Source organism: Nocardia veterana NBRC 100344, from assembly GCF_000308855.1.
In the GTDB taxonomy this organism is placed as follows: Bacteria; Actinomycetota; Actinomycetes; order Mycobacteriales; family Mycobacteriaceae; genus Nocardia; species Nocardia veterana.
The window spans coordinates 118,765-136,840 of sequence record NZ_BAGM01000008.1 but is presented as its reverse complement, the minus strand read 5'-3'; the positions used below and the strand labels follow the sequence as shown (position 1 = coordinate 136,840).

General features: G+C 68.6%; 17 protein-coding genes and 1 pseudogene. 10 read left to right on the top strand and 8 right to left on the bottom strand.

The window, feature by feature from the left end:
- From ON37_RS32275 to ON37_RS02475, 3 genes and pseudogenes are all read right to left on the bottom strand, one after another.
- Window positions 1-831 (bottom strand): annotated as a pseudogene (locus ON37_RS32275) (hypothetical protein); the annotation flags it as partial.
- Window positions 832-1,157: 326 nt separating this feature from the next.
- A complete protein-coding gene (locus ON37_RS02480; protein WP_040716027.1) occupies window positions 1,158-2,075 on the bottom strand; it encodes an SDR family oxidoreductase in 918 nt (305 codons plus the stop codon).
- Window positions 2,076-2,145: 70 nt separating this feature from the next.
- A complete protein-coding gene (locus ON37_RS02475; protein ID WP_373281966.1) occupies window positions 2,146-2,940 on the bottom strand; it encodes an SDR family oxidoreductase in 795 nt (264 codons plus the stop codon).
- A 50-nt stretch (window positions 2,941-2,990) separates the two neighbouring features.
- On the opposite strand from ON37_RS02475, the gene ON37_RS02470 reads away from it, so the two are divergent.
- From ON37_RS02470 to ON37_RS02450, 6 genes are all read left to right on the top strand, one after another.
- Window positions 2,991-3,755, top strand: coding sequence for an enoyl-CoA hydratase family protein (locus ON37_RS02470; protein ID WP_040716026.1), 765 nt, complete (start codon window positions 2,991-2,993; stop codon window positions 3,753-3,755).
- 75 nt (window positions 3,756-3,830) lie between these two features.
- Window positions 3,831-4,712 (top strand): CoA transferase subunit A, encoded by an 882-nt coding sequence (locus tag ON37_RS02465; RefSeq protein WP_174362055.1) that lies wholly within the window; start codon window positions 3,831-3,833, stop codon window positions 4,710-4,712.
- On the top strand, window positions 4,709-4,846 hold the full coding sequence (locus ON37_RS32655; protein WP_157171328.1) for a hypothetical protein: 138 nt from the start codon (window positions 4,709-4,711) through the stop codon (window positions 4,844-4,846). The genes ON37_RS02465 and ON37_RS32655 overlap by 4 nt, the downstream gene beginning before the upstream one ends.
- Window positions 4,843-5,601 (top strand): CoA-transferase subunit beta, encoded by a 759-nt coding sequence (locus ON37_RS02460; RefSeq protein ID WP_040716025.1) that lies wholly within the window; start codon window positions 4,843-4,845, stop codon window positions 5,599-5,601. Before ON37_RS32655 ends, ON37_RS02460 begins: the two co-directional genes overlap by 4 nt.
- A complete protein-coding gene (locus ON37_RS02455; RefSeq protein WP_040716024.1) occupies window positions 5,598-6,692 on the top strand; it encodes an NAD(P)H-dependent flavin oxidoreductase in 1,095 nt (364 codons plus the stop codon). Before ON37_RS02460 ends, ON37_RS02455 begins: the two co-directional genes overlap by 4 nt.
- A 287-nt stretch (window positions 6,693-6,979) precedes the next feature.
- Window positions 6,980-8,248 (top strand): lipase family protein, encoded by a 1,269-nt coding sequence (locus tag ON37_RS02450; protein ID WP_174362057.1) that lies wholly within the window; start codon window positions 6,980-6,982, stop codon window positions 8,246-8,248.
- A gap of 83 nt (window positions 8,249-8,331) precedes the next feature.
- Here ON37_RS02450 and ON37_RS02445 read toward each other — a convergent pair whose 3' ends face one another.
- The 5 genes from ON37_RS02445 to ON37_RS02425 all read right to left on the bottom strand — a co-directional run bounded on the left by ON37_RS02445 (window position 8,332) and on the right by ON37_RS02425 (window position 13,168).
- On the bottom strand, window positions 8,332-9,483 hold the full coding sequence (locus ON37_RS02445) for an acetyl-CoA C-acetyltransferase (protein ID WP_040716091.1): 1,152 nt from the start codon (window positions 9,481-9,483) through the stop codon (window positions 8,332-8,334).
- A gap of 45 nt (window positions 9,484-9,528) precedes the next feature.
- Window positions 9,529-10,200 (bottom strand): TetR/AcrR family transcriptional regulator, encoded by a 672-nt coding sequence (locus tag ON37_RS02440; RefSeq protein WP_051031060.1) that lies wholly within the window; start codon window positions 10,198-10,200, stop codon window positions 9,529-9,531.
- A 10-nt stretch (window positions 10,201-10,210) separates the two neighbouring features.
- Window positions 10,211-10,945: a hypothetical protein gene (locus ON37_RS02435; protein WP_040716021.1), complete on the bottom strand. Its 735-nt coding sequence runs from the start codon at window positions 10,943-10,945 to the stop codon at window positions 10,211-10,213.
- 128 nt (window positions 10,946-11,073) lie between these two features.
- On the bottom strand, window positions 11,074-11,868 hold the full coding sequence (locus tag ON37_RS02430) for an SDR family oxidoreductase (protein WP_040716020.1): 795 nt from the start codon (window positions 11,866-11,868) through the stop codon (window positions 11,074-11,076).
- A 76-nt stretch (window positions 11,869-11,944) separates the two neighbouring features.
- Window positions 11,945-13,168: an acyl-CoA dehydrogenase family protein gene (locus ON37_RS02425; protein ID WP_051031065.1), complete on the bottom strand. Its 1,224-nt coding sequence runs from the start codon at window positions 13,166-13,168 to the stop codon at window positions 11,945-11,947.
- Between the two features lie 149 nt (window positions 13,169-13,317).
- Here ON37_RS02425 and ON37_RS02420 point away from each other — a divergent pair, with 149 nt between their 5' ends.
- The 4 genes from ON37_RS02420 (at window position 13,318) to ON37_RS02405 (ending at window position 18,057) form a co-directional block, all read left to right on the top strand.
- Window positions 13,318-14,868, top strand: a complete 1,551-nt coding sequence (locus tag ON37_RS02420) for a FadD3 family acyl-CoA ligase (protein ID WP_040716019.1) — start codon at window positions 13,318-13,320, stop codon at window positions 14,866-14,868.
- A gap of 83 nt (window positions 14,869-14,951) precedes the next feature.
- Window positions 14,952-15,842, top strand: coding sequence for an enoyl-CoA hydratase (locus tag ON37_RS02415; protein ID WP_245552954.1), 891 nt, complete (start codon window positions 14,952-14,954; stop codon window positions 15,840-15,842).
- On the top strand, window positions 15,843-17,000 hold the full coding sequence (locus tag ON37_RS02410; protein WP_040716018.1) for an acyl-CoA dehydrogenase family protein: 1,158 nt from the start codon (window positions 15,843-15,845) through the stop codon (window positions 16,998-17,000).
- A gap of 52 nt (window positions 17,001-17,052) precedes the next feature.
- A complete protein-coding gene (locus ON37_RS02405) occupies window positions 17,053-18,057 on the top strand; it encodes an acyl-CoA dehydrogenase family protein (RefSeq protein WP_040716016.1) in 1,005 nt (334 codons plus the stop codon).
- The last annotated feature ends 19 nt before the right edge of the window (window positions 18,058-18,076 follow it).

Below are 18,076 nucleotides of genomic sequence, written 5' to 3'. Positions count from 1 at the left end.
CGGAACGGGTTGCAGCAGGAGCAGAAGCAGCAGCGGCGACATCGCCGCGGCCGATCCGACGGCCGCCGAACCGGTGATCGCGGAGCCGGTACCGAGCAGGGTCGCCAACGCCGAACCCGTTGCGGCCGAGCCCGTCCCGGCGAGCCCGGCGAGTGCCGAACCGGTGGCGGCCGAACCGGTGCCGAGGAGCGCGGCGAGGACCGACCCGGTCGCGGCGGCAGCCGAACCGGTGGTCGCCAGCGCCGAACCGGTGGCAGCGGAACCCGTTGCGGCAGCGGCGGATCCGGTGCCCGCGGCGGCGGAACCGGCCCCGGCCAACGCCGAACCCGTGGTCGCGCCCACCGAACCCGTTGCCGCGGAACCGGTCCCGGCCAACGCCGACCCGGTCAGCGCGGAGCCGGAGGCGGCCGATCCCGCCGCGGCCGATCCCACGGCCGCCGAACCGGTGCCCAGGATGCTCGCCAACCCGGCGAAACCCTCACCGACGACCGGCGTGGGTGTGACCGGCACGGCCGGACGGGACACCGGCGTCTGGACCGACGGTTCGGCCGACGACGTCGTGGCGCGGCCGGGAATCGCGAGGGTGCCCTCGTATTGTTCCTCGTCGGCTTGTTCCTCGTCGGCCGACGGACCCGGGGCCGGAACACCGGGCGCGACCGGCCCCTGCCGGCGGGCGACGCCGGGCCGAACGGACGCGGCGGCGCCCGGCGGCGTTGCACAGCCGGAGCACGGAGCGGCCGGTTGCGCGTTCGCGACGAGCGGACCCAGCACCCCGCAACTGCCGATGATCCCGGCCACCGCAACAACACGCGCTATGCGACCCATGGTCATGCGCTTGCCTTCCCTCAACTTCTCAGCGCAGATTTCTACCCGGTCGCCACAACCTCCGGGACTGAACGAATGCGGCCCATCTTAACTGCCGACTGTTTGCTCGCGCAGCGAGATCGTGTGAGCCCGCCCACTTGTCACTTCGTCTCGCGCTGCACCGCGGGACGGCCTCGGGATCCGGCGGCTTTGTCCGGGCGGTCGACAGGGCTCGTCATCGCCCCTCGCACAGCACAATTCGGAACATGCGACAGGCCGGATCGCCGCCGCGGGAAGGGTGCGGTACGTGGCGATCCGGCCTGTTCGGATCGTTGTCGAACGGGTTGCGGCGCTCAGGCTCCGTAGACCGGTTCGGGATCGGCGGCCTTCGCGATCAACTCACGCACCACCGGCCCCAATTCGGACGGCTGCCAGCGTGCGCCGCGGTCCTCGGCAACCCCGTGGCGCCATCCGTCGGCCAGCGCGACCTTACCGCCCTCGACCTCGAACATCCGGCCGGTGACGCCGGCCGAATCCGGGCTGCCCAGCCAGACCACCAGGGGCGAGATGTTCTCCGGCGCCATGGCGTCGAAACCCTCGTCGGGACGCGCCATCATCTCGGCGAAGACGGTTTCGGTCATGCGAGTCCGCGCGGAGGGCGCGATGGCGTTCACGGTCACCCCGTACCGCGCGAATTCCGCTGCCGCCGTGATGGTCAGCGCGGCGATCCCGGCCTTGGCGGCGGCGTAATTGCCCTGGCCGACACTGCCCTGCAGGCCGGCGCCCGAACTGGTGTTGATGATTCGAGCATCGCGGGTGCGGCCGGCCTTGGATTCCGCCCGCCAGTACTCGATGGCGTGCCGCATGGTGGCGAAGTGACCCTTGAGGTGCACGCGAATAACCGCGTCCCATTCGTCCTCGGCCAGGTTCACCAGCATCCGGTCGCGCACGATACCGGCGTTGTTGACCACTACATCCAGTCCCCCGAAGGTCTCCACGGCCTGGCCGATCAGCCGCTTCGCGCCCGCCCAGTCCGCCACGTCGTCACCGTTGACCACGGCCTTGCCGCCGGATTGCACGATCTCCTCGACGACCTGCGCGGCCGGGGAATCGGCGCTCGGCGCGCCGTCCAGTTCGGCGCCCAGATCGTTGACCACGACGTTGGCGCCCGCCGCGGCGAAGGCCAGGGCATGCGCCCGGCCGATCCCGCGACCGGCGCCGGTGACGATCACGGTGCGGCCGGCACAGATCCGCTCGGCATTGTCAGTCATATCTGCTGCTCTCATTTCCTCGGTGCGGTAAGGGTTTTCACCGGCCGGACGATCGGCGGGCGGGCCGCCGCTAGCGTGCCGCCGGTTGGGCGTCGTTGACGGTCGCGGCGGCCAGGAAGGCGGGGCGTTCGCCGCCGCCGTGCACCATCAGCGAGCCGCCGTTGACGTAGGCCGCCAGCGGCGAGGACAGGAACGCCGCCACCCGCCCGATGTCCTCGGGCGTCGCCAGCCGGCGCAGCGGGACGGTCTCCGCCACCGCCGCGACGCCGGCCTCGTCGCCGTAGTGCAGATGGCTCGATTCGGTACCGACCAGGCCGACGACGACGGAATTGACCCGGACCTTCGGCGCCCATTCGATCGCCAGGGAGGTGACCAGGCTGTCCAATCCGGCCTTCGCCGCGCCGTAGGCGGCGGTGCCCGGGGAAGGCCGGTGACCGCTGACGCTCGAGATCATCACGATCGAACCGCCCTCCGGCTGATCCTGCATGACCGCATTCGCGGCCTGGGAAACCAGCAGCGGCGCAAGGAGATTCAGTTCGACGATCTTGGCGTGAAAGTTTCGCGATGCGGTGGCGGCCGGGGCGAACGGCGCCCCGCCGGCATTGTTCACCACATGATCGAGGCGGCCGTGCCGCTGCACGATCGTTTCGACGAGCGCGGCCACCGCATCGCCGTCGCGCACATCGCACGGCACGAATTCCGCGGTCCGTCCGGAACTCTCGATCGGCGCCTCCCCCGGGCGGCGGGCACAGACCACCACAGTCGCGCCGGCGTCCAGGTACACCCGGCTGATGCCGGCGCCCACTCCCCTGACCCCGCCGGTGACGAGAACGACCGATCCGGACAGGTCCACTTCGATTGCCACCGTGCTAACCTACCAAGCACTTGCTTGTTTTGCCAACGAATGGACATGCGATGGGGATCAACCGTCACACCGAGACCTCGGGTATCGAGGTCGTCACGATCGACTATCCGCCGGTCAACGCGCTGCCCACGGCGGGCTGGTTCGGCGTGGCCGATGCGATTCGCGAGGCCGGGCGCAACCCGGAGACCAAGGTCGTCGTGCTCCGCGCCGAGGGCCGCGGCTTCAACGCCGGGGTCGACATCAAGGAGATCCAGCGCAATCCGGGCCATCAGACGCTCATCGACGCCAACCACGGCTGCTACGACGCCTTCGGCGCGGTCTACGAGTGCCCGGTGCCGGTGATCGCGGCGGTGAACGGCTTCTGCCTCGGTGGCGGCATCGGCCTGGTGGGCAATGCCGACGTCATCGTCGCCTCCGACGACGCCACCTTCGGGCTGCCCGAGGTCGAGCGCGGCGCCCTGGGCGCGGCCACCCATCTGGCCCGGTTGGTCCCCCAGCACATGATGCGCACGCTGTTCTACACCGCCGCCACCGTGACCGCGCAGCAGCTGCACCACTTCGGCTCGGTGCACAAGGTGGTGCCGCGGGCCGAACTCGATTCCGCCGCATTGGAAGTCGCGAAGAACATCGCCGCCAAGGACGGCCGCGTCATTCGGGCCGCCAAGCGCGCGCTCAACGGTATCGACCTGCAGGACGTGCACCGCAGCTACCGGTACGAGCAGGGCTTCACCTTCGAGCTGAATCTCGCCGGTGTGGCCGATGAGATCCGGGCGCGGTTCGACGAGGATCTGGCTGCCAAGAAGGAGGCACGATGAGCCACAATGCGCAGCCCGCGCATCGGGCCGACCGGGTGCGGGTGTCCCGCAAGACACAGAAGGGAGCGAAATAGCATGCGCGACAAGCGGATGTCGTTGGAGGATGCGGTTTCCCAGCTGCGCAGCGGGATGACCATCGGTCTCGGCGGCTGGGGTTCGCGGCGTAAGCCGATGGCATTCGTGCGGGCGCTGCTGCGCTCGGACGTCACCGACCTGACCGTGGTGACCTACGGTGGGCCGGATCTGGGTCTGCTGTGTTCGGCGGGCAAGGTGCGCAAGGCCTACTACGGATTCGTATCCCTCGATTCGGCACCGTTCTACGATCCCTGGTTCGCCAAGGCGCGCACCGGTGGGGAGCTGGTGGCACGCGAAATGGACGAGGGCATGGTCAAATCCGGCCTGCAGGCGGCCGCGGCCCGGCTGCCGTTCCTGCCCACCCGCGCCGGGCTGGGATCGGACGTGCCGAATTTCTGGGACGGTGAACTGCGGACGGTGCAGTCGCCGTATCCGGATGCCGACGGCCGTACCGAAACCCTGATCGCGATGCCGGCGCTCACGCTGGACGCAGCATTCGTGCACCTCGATATCGCCGACAAGCACGGCAATGCCGCGTACACCGGCGTCGACCCGTACATGGACGATCTCTACTGCCTGGCCGCCGAGCGCCGGTACCTGTCGGTGGATCGGGTCGTCGAGACCGACGAGCTGGTGAAAGCCGTTCCGAACCAGGCGATCATCCTCAACCGGATGATGGTCGACGGCGTGGTGGAAGCTCCCGGCGGAGCGCATTTCACCTTCTCGGGCAGCTACGGCCGGGACGAGAAGTTCCAGGGCCACTACGTGGAGGCCGCCAAGGACCCCGCAGCCTGGGCGGCGTTCAAGGCCCGCTATCTGGACGTCTCCGAGGACGAATACCAGTCCGCGGTCGCCGAATTCGCAGCGGAGCAGGCGAAATGACCAACGAGAACAGCACCTCCGCACCCCGCGAGCCGCACCCGAATCGCACCCGGATGCGTGTGGTCTTCAGCCGGCCGGGCGTGATGACCGTGCGATTCGACCAGGCACCCGTACCGACCGAGGAGCGCCGATGAGCGAGACCACCACCGTCACCCGCGCCGAGGTGTGCGCGGTCGCCTGTGCCGAGATCTTCCGCGGCGCAGGCGAAATCATGGCCAGCCCGATGTCGCCGACCCCGACCATCGGGGCGCGGCTGGCGCGGTTGACCTTCGAACCGGATCTGCTGATCTCCGACGGCGAGGCGCTGTTCCTGGCCGAAACCCCCGCGCTGGGCGCCAAGGCGCCCACCGAGGGCTGGATTCCGTTCGGCAAGGTGTTCGACGTCGTGGCATCCGGCCGACGGCATGTCGTCATGGGCGCCAACCAGATCGATCGATACGGCAACCAGAATCTGTCCGCCTTCGGCGAGCTGCAGCGGCCGAGCCGGCAGATGTTCGGGGTCCGCGGCGCGCCGGGCAACACCATCAACCACGCCACCAGCTACTTCGTGCCCAAGCACAGTACGCGCGTGTTCTGCGAGACCGTGGATATCGTGTGCGGAATCGGTTACGACAAGATCGATCCCGAGAATCCGGCGTACCGGTTCCACCACCTGCATCGGGTGGTCAGCAACCTGGGTGTATTCGACTTCGGCGGACCCGGCCACACCCTGCGGGCGCTGTCGTTGCATCCGGGGGTGAGTGCCGACGAGGTCGCCGAGAACACCGCGTTCGAGGTGGCCGGTCTGGACAGCGCCGCGGTGACCCGCATGCCCACCGAGGAGGAGCTGCGGATCATCCGGACGGTGCTGGATCCCAAGGGGATCCGGGAGAAGGAAGTGGCATCGTGAGCGCCCGCCTGCGTACTCCGCTGACCGAACTGGTCGGCATCGAGCATCCGATCGTGCAGACCGGGATGGGCTGGGTGGCCGGGCCGCGCCTGGTGGCGGCCACCTCCCAGGCCGGCGGCCTCGGCATCCTGGCCTCGGCGACGATGACCTACGCCGAACTCGAGGCGGCCATCGCGAAGACCAAGGCGCACACCGACAAACCGTTCGGCGTGAACATCCGCGCCGATGCCTCCGACGCCGCCGAGCGGATCGAACTGCTGATCCGCGAGAAGGTCCGGGTCGCCTCGTTCGCACTGGCTCCGAAAAAGGAGCTCATCGCGCGGCTCAAGGAGGCCGGTGTGGTGGTGGTGCCCTCGATCGGCGCCGCCAAGCATGCGGTGAAGGTGGCCTCGTGGGGCGCCGACGCGGTGATCGTGCAGGGCGGCGAGGGCGGCGGGCACACCGGTCCGGTGGCCACCACGCTGCTGCTGCCTTCGGTACTCGACGCGGTGGACATTCCGGTGGTCGCGGCCGGCGGCTTCTTCGACGGCCGGGGCCTCGCGGCCGCACTGGCCTACGGCGCCGCGGGCGTGGCGATGGGTACCCGCTTCCTGCTCACTCAGGACAGCAGCGTGCCCGACGAGGTGAAACAGGAATATCTGCGCCGCGGGCTGCAGGACACCGTCGTCTCGCTGAAGGTGGACGGCATGCCGCATCGGGTGCTGAACACCGATCTGGTGGACCGACTGGAACATTCGGGTAGCTGGCGCGGGCTCGCGGCCGCGGTCGCGAATGCCGCGAAGTTCAAATCCATGACCGGTATGAAGTGGTCGACGATGGTCCGCGACGGACTGGCGATGCGCAAGGCCAAGGACCTCACCTGGTCGCAGGTGATCATGGCCGCCAATACCCCGATGCTGCTCAAAGCCGGTCTGGTCGAGGGCGATACGCGGGCCGGCGTGCTGGCCGCGGGTCAGGTCACCGGAATCATCGACGATCTACCCACCGTGAAAGAGCTCATCGACCGCATCATCGACGACGCGGTCGCGCGGATCGACACGATCGCCGCGCTCCGAGACGGCGCCGCGGCGACCCCCGGCGCGTCCGCGTAACCGAAAGCGATTCGGACGCAACGAACGAAGGCCGTCTCGCCGTTGTCCGGCGAGGCGGCCTTCGGCACTCGCCCTGGCCGCCCTGGAAAAGGCGGTCCACCCGGGCGGTTTCGCGGCGCTGAGTGGTTTCCGAGGCCGGGCAGTTGCTTCCGGCCGTATTGACGTGCCAGGGTGATTGGGTTCACACTACCTGCGAGTAACCGGACGAGGTTGTCCGGTTTGGGTAGAAGGGGACTCCGGTGAAACGAGGACGCGCAGTCCTTCAGATCGCGACCGCCGTCGCGGCCATGTCATTGCTTTTCGGCTCCGCAACCGGTCTCGCACCGACTGCGCACGCGGCCTCCGATTCGTTCTACGAGTACACGGGCGCGGCCCCATTGTCCTCGATCGCACCCGGGACGGTGTTGCAGACGCGCACATTGCCGTACCACTTCGTCGGTATCCCCACCCCGATCACGGCGGTCCAGCTGCAGTACCGCACCACCGATGCGCAGCAGCGACCGGCCGTGAACGTCACCTCGGTGTTGCTGCCGCCGACCGGTGTGGATCCGACGAAAGCCGTTGCCTACCAATCCTTCTACGACTCGCTCAATCCCGAGGACGGGCCGTCGCGTTCCGTCGCGGGCAATGTGTCGTTCGGCGGCGCGGTGAACAACGTCGAAGGTGAATTGATAGCGCCGCTGCTGGCGCAGGGCTACACGATCATCGTCGCCGACACCGAAGGCCAGGCGGCCGATTTCGCCGCCGGTCCCGAATACGGGATGAACACCCTGGACTCCATTCGGGCGGCGACCCACTCGGCGCAGGTCGGCCTCGGCGAGCAGACCCGCGTCGCACTGTTCGGGTATTCCGGCGGCGCGATCGCCACCAACTGGGCCGCGGCACTGGCACCGGTCTACGCCCCGGATGTCGACCGGCAGCTGGTCGGCGCGGCCGAGGGCGGCGTGCTGGTCAACCCCGCACGCAACCTGCGCTACATCGACGGCAGCGTCGGCTGGGCCGGAGTGGCGGCGATGGCGGTGATCGGCATCGGCCGCTCCTACGACATCGACTTCTCGCCCTATCTGAGCCCGTTCGGCGCCGAGATCCTGAACAGGATGCGGTACGCGTCCATCGCCGCTGTGCTGTTCCAGTATCCGGGTCTGACCTGGGCGCAGATGGTGAAGCCCGAATACGCCGATCCCAACAGCGTGGCGCCGTTCGTCGAGGCGGTACGCAAGGTCGACCTCGGACTGGCGCCGACGCCGACGATTCCGATGCTCATCGGACAGGGCGCCAACGGCGTGCTGGAAGGGACCGACAACGGGAAGCCCGTGTCCGGGCCGGGCGACGGCGTGATGGTCGCCGGCGATGTCCGCAGCCTGGCTCGGCAGTACTGCGATACCGGGAACTCCGCGATCCTGTACCGGCAGTACGACCTGCTCAGCCACACCCCGTCGACCATCGCATGGCTGCCGGAGGCACTGCTCTGGCTCAACGACCGCTTCGCGGGCCGACCGGCACCGAGCAACTGCGGCGCCATCGCCCCGGGCAACTCGCTGGACCCGGTGATCTGAGGTCGAACGTCGCGAAGCGGCCCCGCACAATGCGGGGCCGCTTCCGTGTCACCGGTCCGGTTTCACCCGAAAGGCGAAGCGGCTCAGGCGATTCGCTCGATGATGGTGACGTTGGCCGTGCCGCCGCCCTCGCAGATGGTGAGCAGGCCGTAGCGGCCGTTCACGCGCTCGAGCTCGTTGAGCAGGGTGGCGAACAGCTTCGCGCCGGTGGCGCCCAGGGGGTGGCCCAGGGCGATGGCCCCGCCGTGCACGTTCACCCTGTCGGGGTTCGCGCCGGTCTCCTTCAGCCAGGCCAGCACCACGGAGGCGAAGGCCTCGTTGATCTCGACGACGTCGATATCGTCGATGGTCAGCCCGGTCTGCTCCAATGCCCACTTGGTGGCCGGGATCGGCGCGGTGAGCATGTAGATCGGGTCGGCGCCCCGGGCGCTGACGTGATGGATGCGGGCACGCGGCTTCAGGCCGTATTCGGCGACGGCCCAGTCGGAGGCCAGCAGGGTGGCGCTGGCACCGTCGGAGATCTGGCTGGCGACCGCGGCGGTCAGGCGGCTGCCCTCGCTGAGCGGCTTGAGCCCCGCCATCTTCTCCAGGCTGGTCTCGCGCGGTCCCTCGTCGATCCAGAAATCGCCGACCGGCACGATCTCGCGATCGAAGGCGCCCTCGGCGATGGCCTTGCGGGCGCGTTCGTGACTGCGAAGTGCCCAGCGCTCCATATCTTCCCGGCTGATGTCCCACTTCTCGGCGATCAGCTGCGCACCGTTGAACTGCGAGACCTCACCGGTGCCGTACCGGTGGTCCCAGCCCTTGGCGCCGACGAACGGCGAGTCGAAGCCGTATTCCTTACCGGCCAGCATGGCGGCCGAGATCGGGATCGCGCTCATGTTCTGCACACCGCCGGCCACGATCACGTCGGCGGTGCCGCTCATGATGGCCTGGGCGCCGAAGTTGATCGCCTGCTGGCTCGATCCACACTGACGGTCCACGGTGACGCCGGGGACCTCTTCCGGATAGCCCGCGGCCAGCCAGGCGGTGCGGGCGATATTGCCGGCCTGCGGGCCGATGGCGTCGACACAGCCGAAGATCACATCGTCGACATTGCCGGGGTCGATATCGTTGCGCCCCAACAGGCCCTGCAGTGCCGCCGCACCGAGATCGGCGGGATGCACACCGGACAGCGCGCCACCGCGCTTACCGATCGGCGTCCGCACGGCATCGATGACGTAGGCCTCGCGCACCGGTGCGTACCGGCGGCGATCGGACGGTGTGGACATGTAACGCTCCTATTCGGATGTGCCGGATTCGGCAGTGCCGGAACGGGTCTCGGGATTGGTGAGCCCGTCGAGCACGATGGTCAGATACTGCTTGGCCAGAGTGTCGGCGGTGATGCGGCCGCCGGGCTGATACCAGCGCACCGCGACCCAGACGGTGTCGCGGAGAAACCGGAAGGCGAGTTCGACATCGAGTTCGGGCCGGAAGCTCCCGTCGCGCACACCCTCGGTGAGCACGTTGCGCCACAGTTCCCGGAACTCCCGGTTGTATTCGGCGATGTACTCGAAACGCGGTGTGTCGCTGAGCCGTTTGGCCTCGGCCTGGTAGATCGCCACGGCCGCGTGCCAGCGGTCGAACGATTCGCAGGACGCGATGACCAGCGCCTCCAAGGTGTCGCGCGGCGACAGCTTCGCGGCGACGATCTCCCGGTACCGGCCGAACAGATCGTCGAGGAAGCCGCGCAGGATCTCGTCCACCATCGCCTCTTTCGAGTCGAAGTGGTGGTAGAGGCTGCCGGATAGAATCCCGGCCGCATCGGCGATATCGCGGACCGTGGTCGCGCGCAGGCCACGCTCGGCGAACAGGCCGGCGGCCAGTGCGAGCAGTTCGTTGCGGCGTGCGGATTTGGAGGCCTCGGATGCGGTCACCCGGCCATAATACAACCAAGCATTTGCTTGGTCCATCGTGGTTCGCTCAACGCACCGAGTAGCGCAGCGGGGACGACATCGACAGATCGGCCAGCAGCCGATCACAGATCTCCAGGGGTGAGACGCCGGCGCGTTTCATCCGCGCCACCAGCGCGAGCCGACGTTCACAGCTGTCCCACTCGACCAGCAGCGGGGCCCGGCCGGGACCGGCATCGACGGTGGCCAGCACGCGCGGCGGGCCACCGGGATCCGGAACCTCGCTGAGTTTGAGCACCATGCCCCGTCGCCAGGCCAGGTAGGTCTCCCGGTCGGCGCCGACCTCGAGCTTCCCCGTTGCCGCCGCCAACCCCTGATCGATTCCGTCGGCGAACGCGATGCGGTCGAATCGGAAGCGCCGGCAACGCCGGACGACCTCCAGCAGATCGGCGCGCACCTCGCACAGCAGCTCGGTCTGTCGCCGCCGGCGTTCGGAAGCCGGGTCCGCCTCCCCCGGGGTGCAGCCGAGGCCGATGCGCCGCGCCCGCCGCAGATCCCTCGCCATATCCGCGCGCAGGGCCGCCCGCGGATCGCGGGTCACCTCGGATTCGTCCACCCGGTGCGCATGCAGGATCTGCGCGGCACGCGTCGCCGTCGCTTCGTCACCGGCATGATCGAGCAACTCGGCGCCGAGGGTGAGTGCGGCGAGCACGATACTGTCCTGGCGCCGCCGGGCGAGGACCACCTCGCGAATCAACTCGAGTTCCAGTACGTCGTTGTCTACCTGTCGATCGTCCAGACCCATGGGTCGTGGTCCCTTCGAACTGTCGGAACCGGACTTTTTCAGGATCGCACAGGTAGACCCGGTAAGCGGAAGTGTTTTTTGCCCCCGCTTCGCTGCGGCGGGGGCCTACCGCTCGTAGCGGCTTCTACTCAAGCGCGCTGGCTGCTGACCGAGACCACTTCGCCGGTCAGGTACGAGGTGTAGTCGCTGGCCAGCATGGCGATGGTGGCGGCGACCTCCCAGGGCTCGGCGGCCCGGCCGAAGGCCTCGCCCGCGGCCAGTCGGTCGAGCAGTTCGCTGGAGCTCACCTTGTCCAGGAACGGGTGCCGGGCGATGCTCGGCGCGACGGCGTTGATCCGCACCCCGAACTCGGCGGCCTCGACGGCGCTACAGCGGGTCAGGGCCATGACACCGGCCTTGGCCGCGGCGTAGTGCGCCTGACCGTGCTGGGCCCGCCAGCCCAGCACACTGGCGTTGTTGACGATCACGCCGCCGTGGCCGGCGGTGCGGAAATAGTTCAGCGCCGCCCGGGTGCAGCGGAAGGTGCCGTTCAGGGTGATATCGAGCACGCGGTCCCACTGCTCGTCGGTCATGTCCACCACCGGGGTCTCCCCGCCCAATCCGGCGTTGTTGACCATGATGTCGATGCGGCCCAGGCGCTGCGCGGCGGCGCGGATCAGCTCGTCGACCTGCTCGGTGCTGGTGACATCGCAGACCACCGAGGCGACCTGGCGCTGCGGGAATTCCGCGGCGAGCTCTTCCTCGGTCTGCTTCAGGCGCCGCTCGTGCCAATCGGAGACCACGACGTCGGCGCCCTCCTCGAGCATGCGGCGGGCGGTGGCCGAACCGATACCGGTGCCGGCGGCGGCGGTGATCACGGCGATCCGGCCGGCGAGCAGTCCGTGACCGGAGATGGGCTGGGGCGGAACCGAGAGATCGGGCACTGTAGGTCCTTCCTTACGGCCGAACAGTGGCTTCGGCCAATGGTTTCCGTCCGGACGGGGTCCGGGCCGGGGGTGGTCAGCGAGCTTCCCGGGGCAGGCCGAGGACGCGTTCGGAGATGATGTTGCGCTGCACTTCGTTCGAGCCGCCGTAGATGGTGTCGGCACGGGTGAACAGGTACAGGCGCTGCCATTGGTTCAGCTCGTCGGCGCGCTCGGCGAGCAGGCCCGCAGGGCCCAGCACGTCCATCGCCAGCTCGCCGAGGCCGCGATGCCAGTTGGCCCACAACAGTTTCGAGACCGAGGCCTGGCCCGCGGCGGTGCGCGCGTCGACGTTCTGATGCGCCGATTCGAGTGTGCGCAGGGCATGGGCGCGCAGCACCCGCAGCCCCACCCAGGCCTGGTCGATCCGCTCCGCCAACGCCGGATCATCCAGTGCGCCATTGGCTTTCGCCACCGCCTCGAGATTCGACAACTCACGCGCGAACCGAATCTGCTGTCCCACCGTGGAAATGCCGCGTTCGAAGGTCAACGTGCCCATCGCCACCCGCCAGCCCTCGCCGGGCTTGCCGACCACCAGGTCGGCGGCCGTCCGAGCGTTGTCGAAGAACACCTCGTTGAATTCGGCGGTTCCGGTGAGCTGAATGATCGGACGCACCTCGATGCCCGGCTGCTTCATCGGCACCAGCAGATAAGACAGTCCGTGGTGGCGGGTCGAACCGGGTTCGGTGCGGGCGATGACGAAACACCAGTCGGACAGATGCGCCAGCGAGGTCCAGATCTTCTGCCCGTTGATCGACCATTCGTCCCCGTCGAGCCGGGCGCTGGTCGACACGTTCGCCAGGTCCGAACCGGCCCCGGGCTCGGAATATCCCTGACACCATAGTTCGGTGACCGAGCGGATTCCGGGCAGGAAGCGCTGCTTCTGTTCCTCGGTGCCGAAGGCGAGCAGGGTCGGCCCCAGCAGCTCCTCCCCCAGGTGCGAGACGCGCGCCGGGGCGTTCGCGCTCGCGTACTCCTCGTGGAAGATCACCTGCTGGCGCAGGGTCGCGGCGCGGCCGCCGTATTCCACCGGCCAGCCCAGGCAGGTCAGACCGGCGGCGGCGAGGTGGCGGTCCCATTCCAGCCGTTCGTCGAAGGCTTCGTGCTCACTTCCCGGCCCGCCCAGCCCGCGCAGCTCGCGGAACCGTCCGTTCAAGTTCTCGGCCAGCCATTCCCGCACTTCGACGCGGAATTCCTGGTCAGCACGGGTTTCCGTGCCGGCGGGGGCAGCTGCCCCGGCGGCGGAATCGGGGGTCTGGATCGCACTCACTCCGGTAGAGTAACCTACCAAGCACTTGCTTTGTAGGGCGGTGACCGCTGCGGAGCGAAACGAGAGACGGATCGAGCCGTCACCACGCCGGAACGCCGGCCGCTCGGTCCGTCGACCTGCGTGTAGAAGACGAGGACGACGTGACCACCCCTGTGCAGACCACACCCCTTGCCCTGCACGACGCCGCGCGCATCCACGGCGACGCGCCGGCGGTCACCGACGGCGAGGTGCAGCTGAGCTGGGCGCAGCTACTGGACGCGGTCCGGCAGACGGCCGGGGCGCTGATCACGCGCGGCGTCCAGCGCGGCGATCGGATCGCGATCTGGGCGCCCAACACCTGGCACTGGGTGGTGGCCGCACTGGCCACCCATTACACCGGCGCCGCACTGGTCCCGCTCAACACGCGCTACGTCGCGGACGAGGCCGCCGATGTGCTGGCCCGGGTGGACGCGAAGGCACTGTTCATCGCGGATCCGTTCCTGGGTCGGCAGCGGCTGGCGGAATTGCGCGCCGCCGCACCGGATTTGGCCGTCGGCACCGTCATCGTCATTCCGGCCGAGGGCACGGGCACCGAGTACGGCGATGCGATCGCGTGGTCGCAGCTGGCCGAACTGGCCGCGCAGACGCCGGTCGAGAAGGTGATCGCGCGGGCGGAATCGGTCGAGCCGGACGATATCGCCGACATTCTGTTCACCTCCGGTACCACCGGCCGCAGCAAGGGCACGCTGGTCGCGCACCGGCAGGCGCTCGATGTGGTGCGGGCCTGGGTGGAGCGCTCGACGTTGAACAGCTCCGACCGCTATCTGGTGATTCCGCCGTTCTTCCACAACTTCGGATACAAGGCGGCCATCCTCGCCTGCCTGGTCACCGGCGCGACCATAGTCCCGCAGGCGACCTTCGACGTGCCGCAGACGATGCGGATGGTGCAGGAACAGGCCATCACCGTATTGACCGGTCCGCCGACGATCTACCAAACCATTCTGGAACACCCCGCGCGCGCCGATTTCGACCTCGGCAGCCTGCGGGTGGCCGTCACCGGCGCGGCGACCGTACCGGTGGTGCTGGTCGAAAGAATGCGCAGCGAACTGCGATTCGAGGTGGTGGTCACCGCCTACGGCCTCTCGGAATCGTCCGGCTTCGGCACGATGTGCCTGCCCGACGACGACCCGGAAACCATCGCGAACACCTCGGGCGCGGCGATGGCCGGATTCGAGGTGCGCATCGGCGATCACGGCGAGGTCCTGCTGCGCGGACCGAACGTGATGATCGGCTATCTCGACGATCCGGAGGCCACCGCCAAGACCATCGACGCCGACGGCTGGCTGCACACCGGCGACGTCGGAATCCTCGACGAGCGCGGGTATCTCAAGATCACCGACCGGCTCAAGGACATGTACATCTCCGGCGGATTCAACGTCTATCCGGCCGAGATCGAGCAGACCCTGGCCCGGCTGGACGGCGTCGCCGAGTCCGCGGTGATCGGGGTGCCGGACGAGCGCATGGGTGAGGTCGGCAAGGCCTTCATCGTGCGCCGGGCGGGCGCCGAACTGTCCGAAGACGACGTCATCGCCTACGCGAAGCAGACCCTGGCCAATTTCAAGGTGCCGCGATTCGTGGAGTTCCGGGACCGGCTGCCCTACAGCGCCGCCGGAAAGGTGCTCAAGCGGCAACTACGTGAGGAGATCTCGTGACCACAGACGCAACCCCCGGGCCGATTCCGGACGAGGGCGAGGTCGTCACCTACGAGCGCCGCGGTCCGATCGCCGTCGTCACGATGAACCGGCCGGACTACCGCAACGCCCAGAACTCGGTGATGACCTATGCCCTCGACGCGGCCTTCACCCGGGCCGTCGACGACGCCGAGGTCAAGGTGATCGTGCTGGCGGGCAACGGCAAACATTTCAGCGCCGGCCACGATATCGGCACGCCCGGCCGCGACCACCACGTCAGCTACGACAACAAGGCCGCGCTGTGGTGGGACCACGTCGATCGGCCCGGCGGCGATCAGCGCTTCGCCCGCGAACTCGAGGTCTACCTCGGCATGTGCCGCCGCTGGCGGGAAATCCCCAAGCCCACCATCGCGATGGTGCAGGGCGCCTGCATCGCGGGCGCGATGATGCTGGCCTGGGTGTGCGACATGATCGTCGCCGCCGACGATGCCTTCTTCTCCGATCCCGTTGTCCGGATGGGCATTCCCGGTGTGGAGTACTTCGCGCACCCGTGGGTGCTGGGGCCGCGGCGGGCCAAGGAGGTGCTGTTCACCGGTGATCGATTCAGCGCCGAGCAGGCCTACGAATGGGGCATGGTGAACCGGGTCGTGCCGCGCGCCGAACTGGAATCACAGACCCTCGAACTGGCCGAGAAGATCGCCACCATGCCGCAGTTCGGCCTCGCATTGGCGAAGAAGGCCGTCAACCAGTGCGAGGACCTGATGGGTATGCGCGCCGGCATGGATTCGGTCTTCGGCCTGCACCATTTCGCCCACGCCCACAACGCCGAGGTCGGCACCGACTCGCTGGCCGGTATGACCGCCAAGTCGATGAAGGCCTCGGCCGACTCCGACGGCGGTGGTCGCGCGGTCCCCGTGGCCACCCGAGCCGCCGCGTCCGGGCCCGGCTCCCCCACCGCAACGACCACCACTACCGCAGAACGGAGCGGCAAGTAGATGGATCTCGAATTAGATTCGGCCGCAAAGCAATTTCAACTCGAGGTGCGCGAATTCCTGCGCGCCAACGTACCCGCCGAACCACTGCCCTCGATGGACACCCGCGAGGGTTTCGAGGCACATCGGGAATGGGAGCACACCCTCGCCGAGGCGCGGCTGTCGGTGGTGTCGTGGCAGCGCGAATACGGCGGCCGCGACGCCTCGCTGCTCGAGTGGGTGCTGTTCGAGGAGGAGTACTACGCCGCGGGCGCACCCGGTCGGGTCAGCCAGAACGGCATCTTCCTGCTCGCCCCGACCCTGTTCGAACACGGCACTCCCGAACAGCTCGAGCGCATCCTGCCGAGAATGGCACGGGCCGACGACATCTGGGCCCAGGCATGGTCGGAGCCCGAGGCCGGTAGCGACTTGGCCGGTATCCGCTCCAGCGCGAAACGGGTCGAGGGCGGCTGGGTGCTGAACGGGCAGAAGACCTGGAGTTCGCGCGCGTCGTTCGCGGACTGGGCGTTCGGGCTGTTCCGCAGCGAAACGGACGAGGAGCGGCGCAGTAGGGGTTTGGCCGCTTCGCGGCATTCAGGCCTGACCTATGTGATGTTCCCGCTGTCGGCCGACGGGGTGACCGTGCGGCCCATCCCGCAGCTCGACGGTGAACCCGGTTTCGCGGAGATCTTCCTGGACAACGTCTTCGTCCCCGATCGGGATGTGATCGGCGAGCCGGGCGCCGGCTGGCGGGTCGCGATGAGCACCTCCAGCAATGAGCGCGGCCTGTCGCTGCGCAGCCCCGGACGCTTCAATGCCACCGCGGCCCGGCTGATCGAACTGTGGCGCGACACCGCCGATCCGGCCGATACCGCGATCCGCAACCGTGTCGTCGACGCCTGGATCGGGGCCGAGGCCTACCGGCTCAACACCCTGGGCACCGTGACCAGGCTGACCGAGGGCGGCAAACTCGGCGCCGAATCCTCCGTCAACAAGGTGTTCTGGTCCGAACTCGATATCGCGATGCACGAGACCGCATTGGATCTGCTGGGCGCCACGGCCGAGCAGAGCAGCGCGTGGACCGACGGCTACCTGTTCTCGCTGGCGGGCCCGATCTACGCCGGTACCAACGAGATTCAGCGCAATATCGTCGCCGAGCGCCTGCTCGGGCTACCACGTTGAGATCCGCCATGAGCCACCCCGCCCCGCGCCGCCACCCCGAATGGACCGATCGATGAGATTTGCACTCTCCCCCGAACAACGCGACTTCGCCGACAGTCTGCGCAAGATGTGTGATGCCGCGGGCACACCCGCCGTGATCCGCAATTGGAGCGGTGGCGGCGCGCGCGGCGGCCGGGCGCTGATCCGCCAGCTGGCCGGCGCCGGCGCCCTGGGGCTGGCGGTCGCCGAGGAATACGACGGAATGGGCGCGGAGACCATCGATCTGATCGTCGCGTGCCAGGAATTCGGCCGAGCCGCTGCGCCCGGGCCACTGATCGAAACCGCCGCGGTGATCCCCGCCCTGCTGCAGGCACTCGACGATCCCGCGCCCGCGCGGCGTTGGCTGCCGGGATTCGCCGAGGGCGCGGCGATCGGCACCATCGCACTGGCACCGCGGACTCCCGCCTTGGACGCGGACAGCGCCGATGTCGCGCTCGTCGTGGACGGGGACACCTTGTCCACCGCCCGGTGCGGCGATCGAATCGAGTCCGTGGATCCGGCCCGACGCTTGTACGCGCTGGTCCCGGACGAGGTTGTCGCGCAGGGTGATTCGGTCCGAGTCGCAGCGGAGGCCGGATTCGACGCGGGGGCGCTGGCGACCGCCGCACAACTGCTGGGCGCGGGTAAGGCGATGCTGGACACCAGCGTGACGTACGTGATCCAGCGGCATCAGTTCGGCCAGCCGATCGGCCGCTACCAGGCCGTCAAACATCATCTGGCCGACGCGAAGATCGGTCTCGACATGGCCGAACCGCTGCTGCACCGGGCGGCGTTGAGTTTCGGCACGCCCGACCGCGCCCGCGACGTGTCGGCCGCCAAGATCGCCTGCGCGGAGGCCGCGTACCGGACCGCGCGTATCGCCCTGCAGGTGCACGGAGCGATCGGTTACACCGCCGAATGCGACCTGTCGCTGTGGATCACCAAGGTGACCGCGCTCCGTTCCGCCTGGGGCACAGCGGATTTCCATCGTGCCCGAGTTGCCGCAGCGCTGCGGACGCCCACCGGGACACCGGCATGAACCGACCGATGCCGATGCG